This window comes from Kitasatospora sp. NPDC058184, from assembly GCF_042883725.1.
GTDB lineage: Bacteria > Actinomycetota > Actinomycetes > Streptomycetales > Streptomycetaceae > Kitasatospora.
In genome coordinates, this window is the sequence record NZ_JBHVVE010000001.1 from 623936 (window position 1) to 639350 (window position 15415).

At 76.2% G+C, this 15415-nt stretch carries 12 protein-coding genes; 7 read left to right on the forward strand and 5 right to left on the reverse strand.

The window, feature by feature from the left end; translation table 11 throughout:
• Window positions 1-6: 6 nt before the first annotated feature.
• A complete protein-coding gene (locus ACFVXH_RS02825) occupies window positions 7-843 on the reverse strand; it encodes a Nif3-like dinuclear metal center hexameric protein (protein ID WP_049659175.1) in 837 nt (278 codons plus the stop codon).
• A 1037-nt stretch (window positions 844-1880) separates the two neighbouring features.
• On the opposite strand from ACFVXH_RS02825, the gene ACFVXH_RS02830 reads away from it, so the two are divergent.
• Both ACFVXH_RS02830 and ACFVXH_RS02835 read left to right on the forward strand, forming a co-directional pair.
• Window positions 1881-3866 (forward strand): alpha/beta hydrolase family protein, encoded by a 1986-nt coding sequence (locus tag ACFVXH_RS02830; protein WP_387819754.1) that lies wholly within the window; start codon window positions 1881-1883, stop codon window positions 3864-3866.
• 617 nt (window positions 3867-4483) lie between these two features.
• Complete coding sequence (locus tag ACFVXH_RS02835) at window positions 4484-4657, forward strand: hypothetical protein (RefSeq protein WP_158077660.1); 174 nt, start codon at window positions 4484-4486, stop codon at window positions 4655-4657.
• A gap of 165 nt (window positions 4658-4822) precedes the next feature.
• On the opposite strand, the gene ACFVXH_RS02840 is transcribed toward ACFVXH_RS02835, so the two are convergent.
• Complete coding sequence (locus tag ACFVXH_RS02840; protein WP_074000835.1) at window positions 4823-5905, reverse strand: alcohol dehydrogenase catalytic domain-containing protein; 1083 nt, start codon at window positions 5903-5905, stop codon at window positions 4823-4825.
• Between the two features lie 161 nt (window positions 5906-6066).
• Between ACFVXH_RS02840 and ACFVXH_RS02845 the strand changes: the two genes are divergently transcribed.
• From ACFVXH_RS02845 to ACFVXH_RS02865, 5 genes are all read left to right on the forward strand, one after another.
• Complete coding sequence (locus ACFVXH_RS02845; protein ID WP_387819756.1) at window positions 6067-7458, forward strand: M48 family metallopeptidase; 1392 nt, start codon at window positions 6067-6069, stop codon at window positions 7456-7458.
• Between the two features lie 121 nt (window positions 7459-7579).
• Entirely contained in the window at window positions 7580-8233 is a 654-nt protein-coding gene (locus tag ACFVXH_RS02850) for a class I SAM-dependent methyltransferase (RefSeq protein ID WP_375874062.1), read from the forward strand.
• Window positions 8234-8367: 134 nt separating this feature from the next.
• Window positions 8368-9621 carry a hypothetical protein gene (locus ACFVXH_RS02855; RefSeq protein WP_387819758.1) on the forward strand — a complete coding sequence of 418 codons (1254 nt, stop codon included), beginning with the start codon at window positions 8368-8370 and terminating at the stop codon, window positions 9619-9621.
• A 7-nt stretch (window positions 9622-9628) separates the two neighbouring features.
• Entirely contained in the window at window positions 9629-10681 is a 1053-nt protein-coding gene (locus tag ACFVXH_RS02860) for an N-acetylmuramoyl-L-alanine amidase (RefSeq protein WP_387819760.1), read from the forward strand.
• Window positions 10682-10876: 195 nt separating this feature from the next.
• Window positions 10877-11788, forward strand: coding sequence for a hypothetical protein (locus ACFVXH_RS02865; RefSeq protein WP_074000831.1), 912 nt, complete (start codon window positions 10877-10879; stop codon window positions 11786-11788).
• A 153-nt stretch (window positions 11789-11941) separates the two neighbouring features.
• Here the strand turns inward: ACFVXH_RS02865 and ACFVXH_RS02870 are convergent, their stop codons facing one another.
• The 3 genes from ACFVXH_RS02870 to ACFVXH_RS02880 all read right to left on the reverse strand — a co-directional run bounded on the left by ACFVXH_RS02870 (window position 11942) and on the right by ACFVXH_RS02880 (window position 15203).
• The gene (locus tag ACFVXH_RS02870; protein ID WP_234348709.1) at window positions 11942-13003 is read right to left on the reverse strand and encodes a prenyltransferase; all 1062 of its coding nucleotides are present in this window, start codon (window positions 13001-13003) and stop codon (window positions 11942-11944) included.
• Window positions 13000-13743, reverse strand: a complete 744-nt coding sequence (locus ACFVXH_RS02875) for a class I SAM-dependent methyltransferase (protein WP_049660417.1) — start codon at window positions 13741-13743, stop codon at window positions 13000-13002. Before ACFVXH_RS02875 ends, ACFVXH_RS02870 begins: the two co-directional genes overlap by 4 nt.
• A gap of 149 nt (window positions 13744-13892) precedes the next feature.
• A complete protein-coding gene (locus ACFVXH_RS02880) occupies window positions 13893-15203 on the reverse strand; it encodes a glycosyltransferase family 4 protein (RefSeq protein WP_074000830.1) in 1311 nt (436 codons plus the stop codon).
• Window positions 15204-15415: the final 212 nt, after the last annotated feature.

A 15415-nucleotide genomic window follows, 5' to 3' on the forward strand; every position in this document is an offset into this window, starting at 1 on the left:
ATCGGGTCAGGCGGTGAAGGACATGGGGGCGTGCGCGGTCCACGGGTCGGTGACCCGGTGGGAGACCTTGGTCTCCACGGCCCAGCCGCGCTTGTCGGCGGCGGCCAGCAGGGCCCGCTCGGCCAGGGTGAGCCAGGGCCACTCGGTGGCCCAGTGGGCGGCGTCGAGCAGCGCGACGGGCGACGCCTCCGCGGCCTCGGAGGCCGGGTGGTGACGCAGGTCGGCGGTCAGGTAGGCGTCCACGCCGGCCGACCGGACGTCGGCGAGGAAGCTGTCGCCCGAGCCGCCGCACACCGCGACCCGGCTGACCAGCCGGTCCGGGTCGCCGGAGACGCGGACGCCGGCGGCGGTGGCGGGCAGGCCCGCCGCCACCTGCGCGGCGAAGGCGGAGAGGGTCAGCGGGGGCTCCAGCAGGCCGATCCGGCCGGTGCCACGGCGGCCCAGCGGGTCGGTCGGGTCCGGCACCAGCGGGCCGGTCACCCGCAGGCCCACCGCCTCCGCGAGCGCGTCCGAGACGCCGGGGTCGGCGTGGTCGGCGTTGGTGTGGGCGACGTGCAGGGCGATGCCGTTGGTGATCAGCGTGTGCACCACCCGGCCCTTGAAGGTGGTCGCGGCGACGCTGGTGGTGCCGCGCAGGTAGAGGGGGTGGTGGGTGACCACGAGGTCGGCGCCCCACTCCACGGCCTCGTCGACGACCGCCTGGACGGGGTCGACGGCGAAGAGCACGCGGTTGACCTCGGTCTGAGGGTCTCCGCAGACCAGGCCGACGGCGTCCCAGGACTCCGCCCACTGCGGGGGGTAGACCTCTTCGAGCGCGGTGATGACGTCGGACAGTTTCGGCACCTGTCGAGACTACCGTGCGCGCGGGGGCGGTCGGGCCTCGGCCGTACGGCCGGGCGCCGGGGGAACGGTCTCGGCCGGGTCGCGTCGCGCCTGCGGCGCCGGGCCGCCGCCGGTCCGTCCTCGGTCCGTCGTCGGTCCGTCCTCGGTCCGTCCTCGACGCGTCGCGGCCGCGTCGGCCGGTGCCTCGTGGCCGTTCGGACAGGGGAGCTGGGGGCGTACGGGTGCACGTCAATCTGCGACGAGAGGCGCCCGGCGGGCCCAGCGCGCTCCGTACGCGGCCGCGCGCCGGTCGTCCGTTACTCACAGCAGGGTTCCCGTACGGGTTCGAAACCAGGCCTTTGCACCCTTACGAGTGAAGTGACCGGCTCTGCGTTGAGGCTTCGGTTGGCTCGAAAGTAACTTCACTTCTGCGAACAGGAGTTGCCCCGGCGGCGGCCACGACCAGGAGTCGGGCGGTGCCGTGCCGGGCCGGACGGGATCCGGGTGAGCACTCCCGTACCGGGGCGGTACCGCCGCCCCTTCCGGAAGAACCGATCAGGCCGGGCCGCCGCCCGGGTGCCGCGAGCAGTGGGCACCGGGGGCGGCGGCCGCGACGAAGGGATGTGGTGGCGAATGGGGGCGGGCACATCGCTGCGTACGGCCGGGGACAGGGGATCGGTGGACCGCGGACCGGGTGCGGCGGGTTCGTGGCCGGAGGCGACGCGGGCGGCACCGGCCGGTGCCGGAGGCCGGGGAGGCGGCGGTGACCGAGAGGTCACCGTCGGCGGCTTCCGGCACACGGCCCGGCCCGCCGGGCGAGGGCCGGTGCCGCCCGCCGTCGGTCCGATCGGGCAGGAGGACCCCGCCGTCCTGGTGCAGGAACGAATCGCCGGGCCTCCGTCGTGCCGCGGCCGGGTCGCCGCCCGGCCGGGGCAGGCCGGCGGCCCGGCCCGCCCCGGCGCCGTGGACCCGTCCGGCAACGCGGGCCCGTCCGGCACCACAGGCCCCTCCGACCCGGCGGGCCCGTCCAGCACCACCGGGGTGAGCGGAGCATGAACGTGGCCACCCGAACCATGACCCAGACGCTGCGCCGGCTGAGCTTCACCTTCGCCGCCGACGGCAGCCACGCCGCCTGCCTCGCCTCCTCCGCCGACAGCGGCTGGTACGTGGAGAGTTGGCGGCTGCCGCAGGACGGCGGACCGGCCGTGCCGACCGCGCTGCCACTGCCCGGCAACCGCGCGGAGAGCCTGCGCTCACAGCTGGTCGCACTGCCGGACGGCTCGGTGCTGACCTGCCGGCACGACGGCGAGCGGCACGACCTGGTCCGCCTCTCGTACGGCGGGAACGGCGCCCTGGAACAGCAGTTGGGCTCGCTGCGGATGACCGGCCTGCGGGTCCTGCCGCTCCCCGCCCAGGCCGGCGCCGACCCGCGGACGCCGGTGGCGGTCGCACTCGGCAGCGACACCCGCCCGGCGACCACCGCCTGGCTGGTGCGCACGGACGGCAGCGAGCCCGAGCAGGTCGCCGAGATCCCGGGGTTGCACGGCGGCGGCACCTGGCTGGACCGTACCGGCACGCTGCTCGCGCTGGACCGGGTGAACGCGGGCCTGGTCCGCAGCGTGGTGCTCGACCTGCGCGCCGGCCGTACCTCCCCCCTGCTGGAGATCGGCCCGCAGAGCAACGACCGCCTGGTGCTGTTCGACCCGGACAGCCGGTTCGCGATGGTGCGCAGCGACGCGCCCGGCACCGACCGGCTCGGCTGGGGCGTCCTCGGCGCCGGGGAGCCGCTGCGCTTCCCCGAGTGCCTGCACGTCGCGGGCATGTTCCTGCGGCCGGTCGCCCTGCGGGTCGCGGCGGGCGGCCCCCGGGTCGCGGTGCAGATCGACCACGGCGCGGGCTCGGCGCTCGCGCTGTGGCGGCCCTCGGCCGGGCGGCTGGACCCGCTGCCGGTCCCGCCCGGGCGGCTCGGCGCGGTCGGCCACTGGGGCGAGGCGGGGCTGCGCGTGCCGTACTCCTCGCCCGACCACCCGACGGCGCTGGCCACCCTCGACGTCGACACGCTGCTGACGCACGGACCGCTCCCGCCCGTCTCCGGCCCGACGCCGCTCCCGCTCCAACTCGCGCCGCTGGCATCGGGGTTGCCAGGGCCGTGGCGGGACACCATCCTGCCCTGGCAGCCCGGCGGGGTGCGCCCGGTGCGGACCGAGCCGCCCGGCTGGCGGCTCGACGGCAGCACCCCGCCCGGGGACGGCGGCCGCTGGCATCCCGCGCAGAGCCTCGAACTCGCGGGCCCGGCAGGACCGTTGGAGGCCGTGGTGTACGGCGGGGACGCCTGGCTGAGCAGCCCGCACCTGGTGCTGGCGCTGCACGGCGGCCCGGCGGACGCCTGGCGGCTGGAGTTCGACCCGACACTGCAGCGGATGGCCGCCGAGGGCCTGGCGGTGGTGGCGCCGAACCAGCGCGGCTCCACCGGCTACGGCGTGGCGCACGCGCTGGCCATCCGGGGCGCCTGGGGCGGTCCCGACCTGGACGACGTCCTGTACCTGCTGGACGGCATCGCGGGCCAGCGCGCCGCCCTCGGCCTGGAGCCGCCGGCCCTCTTCGGGGTCAGCTACGGCGCCTTCCTGGCGCTGCTGGCGGCCTCGCACGCGCCGGCCGAGCAGGTCGCCCGCTGCGCGGTGGTCGCGCCGTTCCTGTCCGGCGCCCGGCTGCTGGCCGAAGCCGCGCCCCCCGTACGGGCGTTGACCACCCGGCTGGGCGGCGGCGAGCAGGTCGCCGACGCCCGCGGACCGCGCGACGTGCTGCAACTGGCGCACCGGCTGAGCGCGCCGCTGCTGGTCGTGCACGGCAACCGGGACGAGGTCGTGCCGGTGAGCCAGTCCCGCTCGCTGCGGCACGAGTTGCTGCGGATCGGCCGGGTCGAGGGCGAGGACTTCCGGTACGTCGAGGCGGCCGGCTCCGGGCACGAGGTGCTCGCCGACGAGGGCGCCGCCGTCCTGCACGAGCTGCTGGCCACGTTCCTGCGGACCGGCCGCCCGGGCTGACCCGCCGCCCGGTGCCGTCCCGGACACCAAGCTCGGGCACCGAGCCCAGGCGCCAGGCCCAGACGCCAGCCCCGGGCGGCCTCGACGCCGCGCTAGGCGATCCGAGTGAACTCTCCTCAGGTGGGCGCCACTTGTCGGCCTTGGCACGGACCTGCCCGTCCCCCGCCCCGGCCGTGCTGCCGGACCGGGCGGCCCGCCGTCCGGACGCCGACGCCGAGGAGCGGGTCGAACGGGCCTCCGCCGCGCACGCGGGGACACTGATGATCGCCGATGATCGTTGCGCGCCGCATCAGTTCCGCACCGCGGGCGGACCCGGCTGCCGCCGCCGGACGGCGGGCGCGGGCCGCCGGCCCGGCCCGGCGGTCTCCGGGCGCCGTCCCCGCGCCGCCGCGAGCCGGTCGGCCGCAGGCCCGCTTCCGGGCCCGGGACCAGCGCGGGACTCGCGTCATGATCTCGATAGGATCTCGTCCGTCCCGGCCGTTATGGTGACCGGGGCACGGGCCGCGATCACCGGCTACGGGCGCGTACCGGGCGCCCGATCGGGGACCAGACCGTGCGCCACCGGCGCCGGCCGGGCGCCGATGACCTGCACCCTCCGCACGGAAAAGACGATTCTCATGTCCGACACCCTCACCGACACCACCGGACCCGCGGTTACCGGGACCGACGCCGACGAGAAGACGGCCAAGGACACCGCGTCGCACGGCCGCCACCGCGGTGGCTCCGCCGCCGACGACAGCCCGGAGTCCGACCCGCACGGCCGCCACCGCGCGGCCGGGGCGCTGGGCTGACCGCACCACCACCAGGGCACCGCGTACGAGGGCCCGCCGGGAGGGCACGGACTCCCCCGGCGGGCCCTCGGCTTTCCCGAGGTCTCCGCCCGAAGTCTCCGTGCGAAGCCTCCGCCCGAAGTCTCTGTGCGAAGCCCCGAGCAGCGCCCCGGCCGCGGCCCGCCCTCAGCCCAGCGTCACGACCGTCCGCAGCGCCTCGCCGCTCCGCATCTGCGCGATCGCCTCGTTGACGTCCGCGAGCCCCACCCGGTGGGTGACCATGCCGTCGAGGTCGATCCGCCCGGCCCGCCAGAGGTCCACGACCAGCCCGATGGTGCGCGCCACCGTCGCCCCGCCGTAGAGCGAGGGCAGCAGGCGCTTCTCGTTGAAGAACAGCTCGCCCATGGTGAACTGCGCGAGGTCGTCCTGCGCGCCCGCGCCGATGACGACCACCGCGCCGCCGCGCCGGGCGGCCTCGTAGCCGGCCCGGACGGTGGCCGCGCGGCCGACCGCCTCGAAGACGTAGTCGAAGCCGCCGCCGGGCAGCTTCTTGGCCGTCGCCTTCAGTTCCTCGGGGGCGATCGCCTCGGTGGCGCCGAACGCCAGGGCGCGCTCGCGGCGCGAGGCCACCGGGTCGACGACGGTGATCCGGCCGGCGCCGCAGACCCGGGCGCCCTGCACGGTGGCCACGCCGACCCCGCCCGCGCCGATCACCGCGACGGAGGCGCCGGGCTCGACCCGGGCGGTGTTCACCGCGGCGCCGATGCCCGTGGTCACGCCGCAGCCGATCAGCGCGGCGGCCTCGTACGGGAGGTCGTCGGGGACCTTGATGACGGCGTTCGCCGCGACCACGACCTCCTCGGCGAAGGCCCCGGTGCCGTAGAAGCCGGAGGCGCTCAGCCCGCCCTCGGCGATCCGGAAGCCCGGGGCGCCGAGGTTGCGCAGGCTGGCGATGCAGAGGTGGCCGCGGTCCCGGCGGCAGTGGTCGCAGCGGCCGCAGGGGGCCATCCAGCAGAGCACCACGCGGTCGCCGGCGGCGAGGCCGGTGACGCCCTCGCCGACCTCCAGCACGTCCCCGGCGCCCTCGTGCCCGGGGACGAACGGCGCGGGCTGCGGCAGGACGCCGCTCATCGCGGAGAGGTCCGAGTGGCAGAGGCTGGCGGCGCGCATCCGGACCCGTACGGTGCCCGGCCCGAAGCCCACGGCCGTCACGTCCTCGCGGACGTCGAGGGTCTCCTGGCCGGTCTTGTGCAGGACGGCTGCGCGCATGGGTGCTGCTCCCGGGGTGCCTGGTGTTCCTCGGATCGGCGGTCGGGCCGATTCTGGCACGGGCGGCGCGACGCGACTAGAACGCGTTCCACAACAACCGGCCGGCGGAACTGTACGAATTCACTGTCCTTCCACCACTGCGACACGCCATGATCACCACCGTGTCGACACCCCTTCCGACGTCCGCGCCGACGTCCCCACCGGCGCCCTCGCCGACCTCCCCCGAGCAGCCCGCCCACGGCGCGGCCTGCCCCCGCTGCGCCGCCGCGCTGACCGCCGACCCGCGCTTCACCGCCTGGTGCCCGGCCTGCGACTGGAACCTGTCCCCCGGTCAGGACGGCGCTCCCGCGCCCACCCGGCGCGAGCGGGCGGCGGCCGACCGCACCGACCGGCTGTTCGAGGAGCAGGCCGCCGGCGGCGACTCCCCGACCGCCCGCCGCGACTGGCTGCTGGCCTCCGCCGCCGCCGGCCTGGTCCACCTGGTCACCGTCGGCCTGCTCTGCCTGGCGGTCTGGCTGCTCGTCACCGGGAGCACGGTGCAGCGCTGCGCGGGCGTGGTGGCGCTGGTGGTCGCGGTCGCGCTGCGGCCCCGGCTCGGCCGGGTGCCGCGCGACCAGAACGTCCTCGACCGCGCCTCGGCCCCGGCCCTGTACGGACTGGCGGACCGGGTGGCCGCCGAGCTGGGTGCCGCGCCGGTGGCCGTCATCCGGGTCACCGACGAGTTCAACGCCTCCTACGGGCTGGTCGGGCTGCGCCGCCGTCCCGTCCTCGAACTGGGCCTGCCGTTCTGGGAGGTGCTGGACGACCGGCAGCGGATCGCCCTGCTCGGCCACGAGTTCGGCCACCACGTCAACGGCGACCACCGTCGCTCGCTCTGGCTGCACAGCGCGGTCTCGGCGCTCGCGGCCTGGTACGGCATGGTCCGGCCCGACCGGCCGGGCCGCGCGCACGGCGACGAGCTCTCGCTGCTGATCCGGATCGGCGCGCTGGTCGGCGCGGTCGTCCTGCGGGCCGTCGCCTGGCTGCTGCTCCAGGGCCTCTACCTGTTCGACCGGCTCACCTCCCGCGCCGGGCAGCAGGCCGAGTACCGCGCGGACGCCCTCGCCGTCCGGGTCGGCGGCAGCGAGGCGGCCGGCGGGATGCTCGCGACGCTCCTGCTGTTCGGCCCGGTGTGCACCGCCGTGGGCCGGATCCGCGCCGAGGAGCGCCGGCGCCCCCGGACGGTCCGCCGCGGCCGGGGCCCGGAGCGGCCCGAACAGCCCGAACAGTCCGAGCGGCCGAAGCCGCCCGCCCCGGAGCTGCTCTGGGAGCGGCTGCGCGAGCACCTCGGCTCCGTCCCCGCCACCGAGCACGAGCGCCTGCTGCGGCTCAGCGCCCGTGACCACGCCGCCGTGGACTCCACCCACCCTCCGACCCACCTGCGGATCGCCCTGGTCGAGCGCGCCGAGGCCCGGTCGGCCGTCGTCACCGCCACCCCCGCCGAGGTCGGGGCGATCGCCGCCGAGCTGGCCCCGCACCGCGCCCGGATCGCCGCCGACCTGCTCGCGGGCTGACCGCCGCCCGATCGACGCACGGCACCGGTCGGCGCCGGCCGCCCCGGCGGCGCCGCCACCGCTACCGTCGAGTAGGGTCCGTGCACGTCCGCCCGCGTCCCGACCCCCCGAGGAGCACCGCATGTCCGACCTGCTGCTGAGCGCCGAGCCGGCGCCCGAGGTGCTGGCGGCGTTCGAGGAGGCCACCGGGTTCATGCCGGTGGACGAGGGGCTCGCGCTGTACGCGGCGGCGGTGGAGGCGGCCCGGAGCACCGGGCTGCCGGTGCTGGAGATCGGCACCTACTGCGGCCGCTCGGCGATCCTGCTCGCGGCGGCGGCCCGGGAGGCGGGGACGGTCGCGCTGACCGTCGACCACCACCGCGGCTCGGAGGAGCAGCAGCCCGGCTGGGAGTACCACGACCCGACCCTGGTCGACCCCGAGGTCGGGCTGATGGACACCCTGCCGCGGTTCCGCCGCGCCCTGCACGCCGCCGGGCTGGAGGAGCACGTGGTGGCGCTGGTCGGCCGCTCGCCGCGGATCGCCGCGCTGTGGGGGCGCCCGCTGGGCCTGGTGTTCATCGACGGCGGGCACACCGACGAGCACGCGACCGGCGACTACGAGGGCTGGGTGCCGCACCTGGCGCCGGAGGGCCTGCTGGTGGTGCACGACGTGTTCCCCGACCCGGCGGACGGCGGCCAGGCCCCGTACCGGGTGTACCTGCGGGCGCTGGCCGAGGGCTTCGAGGAGGTCTCGGTGACCGGCTCCCTGCGCGTCCTGCGCCGCGCCGCGCGGTAGGACATCTGTTCGCTCCCGGGGTCCCGCGCCGATGCTCTAACGTCGTGCCGGGGCTGCCGGGCAGGGGTTCGAACGGTACGGTGGCCGCGCAGCACCAGGCAGAGCATCGGCGGACGGTGGGGGCCAGCAGCGACATGACGGACCAGCAGAACAGCGCTCCGGCGGTCTGGGACCCGACCGCGCGCGGCGGCGCCGGCGGCTGGGTGCGCGGCCCGCAGCGCCCGGCCGACGCGCAGCCCGTCCCCGAGGCGCCCGCCACCCCCCAGCCTCCCGCGGCCCCGCAGTCCATGGCCCCGCAGTCCGCCGCCCAGCCCGGTCCGATGGCCCCGCCGCCCTCGCCCGGCGCCGTCGGCGACCAGGGCCCGCCGCTGGGCGCCCGCCCGTACCTGGCCGCCTCGCCCGGCTACGACCCGCCGACCGCCCGGCTGTTCCCCGGCGCCGCCCCGCCGCCCCCGGCCGCCCCGCCGGCGTCCGCGCCGTTCCCCTCCCACCCGGGTCCGCCGTCCCACGCCCCGCAGCAGGAGACGCAGCAGACCCCCGGCTACGACTACCTCCTGCAGCCGCCCGCCGCCCCGCCGCAGTCCCCGTACGGCACCCCGCTCCCCTACGGCGCCCAGCCCGACTACCCGACCGGGCCCGCCCACGGGGACGACGAGGACCGGCCGACCAACCGCAGGGCCCCGCTGCTGATCGGCTTCGCGCTGCTCCTGGTGCTGGCGGTCGGCGGCGGCCTGCTGTTCGCCCTGCGGGGCGGCGGCGACAAGGACGGCCAGGCCGCGCCCGCCCCGGCCTCGGCCCCGGCGACCGGCGCGGAGAACCCGCCGCCCGCGACCGCGCCCACGGGTGCGGACGGTGCGCCGAGCGCCGCCGCGAGCGCGTCCGGCTCGCCCGCCGGTACGCCGTCGCCGAGCTCGACCGCTCCCGGTCCGGGCGCCAAGGCGCAGGCCCAGGCGCTGGACGGCCTGCTCAGCGAGGGCGAGAGCGCCAAGGCCCCGATCGGCAGCGCCGTCGCCAAGGTGACCAGCTGCCCGCCGAAGGCCGACATCGAGAGCGCCGCGCAGGACTTCGACAACGGCGCGAGCCAGCGGACCGCCCTGCTGGCCAAGCTCTCCCAACTGAGCGTCACGGACGTGCCGGGCGGCGCGGACGCGGTGAACTCCCTGAAGTCCGCCTGGCAGTTGTCCGCCGACATAGACAAGGCGTACGCGAGCTGGGCGCGCGCCGTCGCCGCCCAGGGCTGCACCGGACGGGCCCCGGCCACCGCCGACAAGAAGCACGCGGACGAGCTCAACCCGCAGGCCACGCAGGCGAAGACGGACTTCATGACGAAGTGGAACGCGATCGCGAAGAGCTACGGCCTGACTCCGCGCACCCAGGACAGGATCTGACCGACCAGTGACCGGCACCGCCCCCCGACCGCCCCGCCGCTCCGCGCTGCTGCGCGCCACCACCGCCGCGGCCGTGGCCGTTCCGCTCTGCACGGCGGGCTGGTTCGGCTGGCGGGCCCTCGACCACTCAGGCCCGGCGGGCGCCACGGCGGCCCCGGCCGCGTCGGCCCCCGCCGCCTCGTCCCCGGCTTCCGGCCCGGCTTCCGGCCCGGCTTCGGCGCCGCCCGCCCCGACGGCCACGGACCAGCCGGGGACCGCCGACCCCGGCGCCCCGGCCGACGGCACCGCCGCGCCCCTCACCCCGCCGGTCGCACCGCCGCCGTCCACCACCCCGGCGGCCGAGGCCCCGTCCGCGCCCGCCGACGCCGCGGTCCTGACCGGCCGCACCGTCCTGCTCGACCCCGGCCACAACCCCGGGAACTCCGCCCACACCGCCGAGATCAACCGCCAGGTGGACATCGGCAACGCCCGCAAGGAGTGCGACACCACCGGCACCGAGACCAACGCCGGCTACACCGAGGCCGAGTACACCCTGGACGTCTCCCGCCGGGCCCGCGCCCTGCTGGCCGCCCGGGGCGCCACGGTGGTCCTGGTGCAGGACGGCGACCGGCCCTGGGGCCCGTGCGTCGACGAGCGGGCCCGCGCGGGCGCCGACGCCCACGCCGACGTCGCGGTCTCGGTGCACGGGGACGGCGGCCCGGCGAGCGGCAGCGGGTTCCACGTGATCATGCCCGCCCGGGTGGTGGCAGGGAAGGCGGACAACGCGGCGATCGTCGCCCCCTCGCGCCGGCTCGGCCTCCTGCTGCGCGACCGGTTCCACGCCGCGACCGGCGAGCCGTACGCGGACTACATCGCCAAGGACGGCCTGGACACCCGCTCCGACCTGGGCGGCCTCAACCTCTCGACGGTCCCCAAGGTGTTCATCGAGTGCGGTAACATGCGCAACTCGACGGACGCGAAGCGGATGACGGACCCTCAGTGGCGCCAGCAGGCGGCCCGGGGGATCGCCGACGCGCTGACCGCTTTCCTGACGACCCAAGAGAAGACCGAAGAGCGGTAAGGGAGTTGGGCCGCGACCGGCGGAGGACGACGCTCCGCCCGGACCGCACGGTTTGCAACGACTTCACCCCATTCCCGGTCCCGCCGTGCACCGGCAGGACGGTTGGGCCTAGGCTTCTGGTCCGTTCGGGAGTTTCGGCCGGTCGGCCCGACCGCGCGAACCACCGTCCACGACACGTCAACGAGGGGAACGTTAGTGAATCTGCGCGCTCTCACCAGGGGAGACGCCGCCGTCGCAGGCGCGGCCGTCCTGCTCTTCATCGCCTCCTTCCTGCCTTACTGGACCGTGGACTGCGGCAACAGCCGGTACTGCCCGCCGTCGCAGAACGCGTGGAGCACGGACCTGTTCCCCATCCTGCCGTCGATCTACCTCCTCGGCATCGCCGCCGCGGTGCTGATCCTGGTGCAGCGCTTCCAGGGTGCGGCCGCGGCCAACCGCCAGGTGCTCGGCCTGCGGCTGGACCAGTGGGGCATCGCCCTCTCCGTCGCGGCGCTGTGGACCTCGGTCTGGGCGCTCGGCGGCGGCACCTCCAGCTCCGTCGTCAGCCACGGCTTCGGCGCCTGGCTCGGCTTCATCGCGCTGCTCGCGCTGGCCGGCGCGGCCGCCGCGGGCCCCCTGGTGCCCGCACTGAAGGCCCCGCTGGCCGCCGACCGCCCGGCGGCCGTCCCCGGCCAGTACGGCTACCCGGGCCAGCCCGGTCAGCCGGGTGCCCCCGGCCAGCCCGGCCAGTACGGCTACCCGGCCCAGGGCCACGACCCGGCGTTCGGCGGCCAGGGCGGCTACGGCTACCCGGGTGCCGGCCAGCCGCAGCCCGGCCAGCCGGTCCAGGCCGCCCAGCCGCACGACGCCGGCGCCCCGGCCCCGCAGCCGGTCCCGGCCGCGCAGCAGGCGCCCGCCCCGGCGGCGGACTTCCAGCCGTTCTGGTTCGCCGTCCCGGCCCCGCGCCAGCTGGCCCCGAAGGACAACCCGGCCGGCGCCCCGGTCGGCGAGGTCGTGCCGGGCACCTGGTACCTGGCCGTCGAGCAGCGCGGCGCCGCGCTGGTCGCGCAGCTGCCGGACGGCAGCCAGGGCGTGCTGGCCGACACCACGGGCATCCAGCGCGGCTGAGACAGCACGGCTGACGCCCGCGGACGCACACCGCGAAGGGGCGGGACCGGTTCTCCGGTCCCGCCCCTTCCGCGTGTACGCGCCGTGTCCGCGCCGTGTCCGCGCCCTGTGCGCCCGTCCCCCGCGCGCCGTTCCGCGCGCAGTGCGCCGGGCTCAGCAGCAGTCCGCGACCACCAGCCCGGCCGGCAGCTGCTCCCCGCCGAAGACCGCGACCGTCGCCGGGTCCCCGCCGAGCGCGGCCACCGCGAGCAGCAGCGCCCCGGCCGTCCAGGTGGTGCGCTCCTCCGGCCAGATCGCGTCGTCCTCGAAGACGTACCCGGTCCAGTACGAGCCGTCCTCGTGCCGCAGGTGCTTCTGGATCCAGCGCAGGATGTCCACCGCGCGGTCGGACTGGCCGATGGCCCAGAGCGCGAGCGCCAGCTCGGCGCTCTCGCCGCCGGTCACCCACGGACGGTCGCTGACGCAGCGCACGCCGAGGCCGGGGACGACGAAGCGCTCCCAGTCCCGCTCGATCCGGGCGACCGCCGCCTCGCCGCGCAGGCCGGTGCCGAGCACCGGGTAGTACCAGTCCATCGAGTAGCGGCCCTTGTCCAGGAACCGCTCGGGGTGGTGGGAGACGGCGTGCCCCAGCCGGCCGGCCGCGAGCTCCCAGTCGGGCTGCGGCTCCTCCAGGTACTCGGCGACGGCCAGGCCGCAGCGCAGCGCGTGCAGGATGCTGGACGAGCCGGTGAGCAGCGCCTCGTCGGTGGCGGTGCCGTCCCCGTCGACCCGCCAGGCGATCGGGCCGCCGGGCAGCCGCAGCCCGACGATGAAGTCCAGGGCGCGCCGGACGACCGGCCAGATCCACTCCAGGAAGGCGTCGTCGCCGGTGCTGAGGTGGTGGTGCCAGACCCCGACCGCGATGTACGCGCAGAAGTTGCTCTCCTTGGCCCGGTCGGTGACCGCGCCGTCGGTGTACGCGGCGTACCAGGAGCCGTCCGGGTTCTGGGCGGCGGCGAGCCAGCGGTAGGCGGCCTCGGCGGCGGCGTGCTCGCCGGCCGTGTCGAGGGCCATCGCCGCCTCGGTGTGGTCCCAGGGGTCGAGGTGGTGGCCGGCGAACCAGGGTATGGCGCCGTCGGGGCGCTGCTCGGCCAGGATGCTGCGCACGGTGTCGGCGGCCTGCTCGGCGTCGAGCACCCCGTCGAGCAGCAGCACCTCGGGGACGGCGGCCGTCACGCCGTCCCGCCCGGCGCGCGGTTGGGCTTGGAGGCGTACGCGACGAAGCTCTTGCCGATCACCGGGTTGAGGGCCCGCTCGGCGGCCCTGGTGAGGCTGCTGATCACCGGGGTGCCGACGATGTCCCAGACCAGCAGCTGGTGGTAGGCCTTGACCGGCAGCGCCTTGTCGTTGTCGACGCCGACCGCGCACTTGATCCACCAGTACGGGGAGTGCAGCGCGTGCGCGTGGTGGGTGCCGTACGGCTCCAGGCCGGCGTCCTTGAGCTTCTCGAGCAGCTCGTCGCCCCGGTAGATCCGGATGTGGCCGCCCTCGTTGGCGTGGTACTCGTCGGACAGCGCCCAGCAGATCTTCTCCGGGAGCCAGCGGGGCACGGTGACGGCGAGCAGGCCGCCCGGCTTGAGGACCCGGAACATCTCGTTGAGGACGCCCTTGTCGTCCGGGATGTGCTCCATCACCTCGGAGATGATGATCTTGTCGAAGTACTCGTCCTCGAACGGCAGCGCCAGCGCGTTGCCCTCCATCGCGACCGCCGACGCGCCCTCGGGGGCCTCACCGGCCTGCTCCATCGCCGCGAACCACTTCCTGACCTCGGCGATCTCCTCGGTGTTCTGGTCGAGGGCGATCACGTTGGCGCCACGGCGGTAGCACTCGAACGCGTGCCGGCCCCCGCCGCAGCCCAGGTCGAGCACCCGGTCGCCGGGGGCGAGCGGGAAGCGCGAGAAATCGACGGTCAGCACTGCAGGACTCCCATTCCTATTGCTACCAAGCGTTCTTGACGCTTCGTCACGCCACTCCCGGCACGTCACGCTTCGTCGGGCAGGCTCGCCCTGCCGCCACCGCTCCGCCTCCGCCGACCGGCCGTCACCGACCTGCCGCGGGCGGGCGGCTAGGCCACGTACCGCCAGCCCGGCCCTGAGCGGGCCCGGGCGCCGACGCCGGTGGCGAGCGCCGCGCGGTAGGCCTCGGCGGTCAGCTCGGCGGCCCGCTCCCAGGTGAACCGGGCCAGCACCCGCTCCCGCCCGGCCGCGCCGAGCCCGGCCCGCAGCTCCGGGTCGTCCAGCAGCCGGCCGAGCGCGGCGGCCAGCGCGTCCGCCTCCCCCGGCGGCACCGCCAGGCAGGACTCCCCGTCCGGCCCGGCCACCTCGGGGATCGCCCCGCCGGTGGTGGCGACCAGCGGGGTGCCGGTGGCCATCGCCTCGGCGGCGGGCAGCGAGAAGCCCTCGTAGAGCGAGGGGACGCAGGCCACCTCGGCCGAGCGGTAGAGGTCGACCAGCTCCTGGTCGGTCAGCCCGCTGCGGAACTCGATGTGCCCGGCCAGCCCGAAGCGGCGCACCGCCTCGGCCACCGGCCCGTCCTCCTTCTGCGGCTTGCCGACCACCACCAGGTGGGCGTCCCGCTCGGTGCGGACCTTGGCGAGCGCCTCGACCAGGAAGACCAGGCCCTTCAGCGGGACGTCCGCGCTGGAGGTGGTGACGATCCGGCCGGGGACGCGCTCGATCTCCGCCGAGGGCGACCAGAGCCGGGTGTCGGCACCGATCGGCACCACCGAGATCGCGCCGGGCGCGACGCCCAGGTGCTCGGCGATCTCGCGCTGCGAGGTGCCGGAGACGGTGATCACGTGGTCCAGCCGGGCGGCGACCCGGCGCTGCATCCGGGTGAAGGCGTACCAGCGGCGCAGCGAGAGCCGCTTGCCGCGGGTGGTGGCGGCGTCCAGCTCCAGCTGCCGGTCCACGGTGATCGGGTGGTGGATCGTGGTGACCAGCGGGAAGCCGTGCCGGGCCAGGCCGAGCAGGCCGTAGCCGAGGGTCTGGTTGTCGTGCACCACGTCGTAGCGGCCCTTGTGGGCGGCCAGGTAGCGGCGGGCGCGCAGCGAGAAGGTGAGCGGCTCGGGGAAGCCGCCGGTGCGCATGGTGGCGAACTCCAGCACGTCCACCGGGCCGCGGAACTCGTCGCGGGCCGGGGTGCGGAACGGGTCGTCGGCGCGGTAGAGGTCCAGGCTGGGCAGCTCGACCAGGCGCACCGAGCCGGGGCCGTCGACCTCGTCGAGCACCGGGAAGGGCTGGGCGCCGATCACGTCCACGTGGTGGCCGAGCCTGGCCAGCTCCCGGGAGAGGTGCCGTACGTACACGCCCTGACCGCCGCAGAAGGGGTCCCCTCGGTACGACAGCAGGGCAATCCGCAGCGGCTGCGCGGTCATCCTGGGCCCTCTTCTCTAGCTGCTTACGGTGCTGCCGGTCGTGCTTCCGGTCGCTAAAGTAGATCAGGTTTCAGTGGCTGGGGAACTCGTCGTCGACCACGTGAACAATGAGAGACCTCGAAGATACCGGCCCGTAGCTTTCCCTCAGGAGCCAGGGCTGGTGATTCCCGCCACGCCGGATCCTGCCGACCATGTGGAGCACGCCGCCACTC

What these genes read in the sequence shown, in the direction of transcription:
- ACFVXH_RS02835 (WP_158077660.1), top strand. Translation starts at nt 4,484, where the DNA reads ATGTCCGACACCCTCACCGACACCACCGGACCCGCGGTTACCGGGACC.
- ACFVXH_RS02840 (WP_074000835.1), bottom strand. Translation starts at nt 5,905, where the DNA reads ATGCGCGCAGCCGTCCTGCACAAGACCGGCCAGGAGACCCTCGACGTC.
- ACFVXH_RS02850 (WP_375874062.1), top strand. Translation starts at nt 7,580, where the DNA reads ATGTCCGACCTGCTGCTGAGCGCCGAGCCGGCGCCCGAGGTGCTGGCG.
- ACFVXH_RS02855 (WP_387819758.1), top strand. Translation starts at nt 8,368, where the DNA reads ATGACGGACCAGCAGAACAGCGCTCCGGCGGTCTGGGACCCGACCGCG.
- ACFVXH_RS02880 (WP_074000830.1), bottom strand. Translation starts at nt 15,203, where the DNA reads ATGACCGCGCAGCCGCTGCGGATTGCCCTGCTGTCGTACCGAGGGGAC.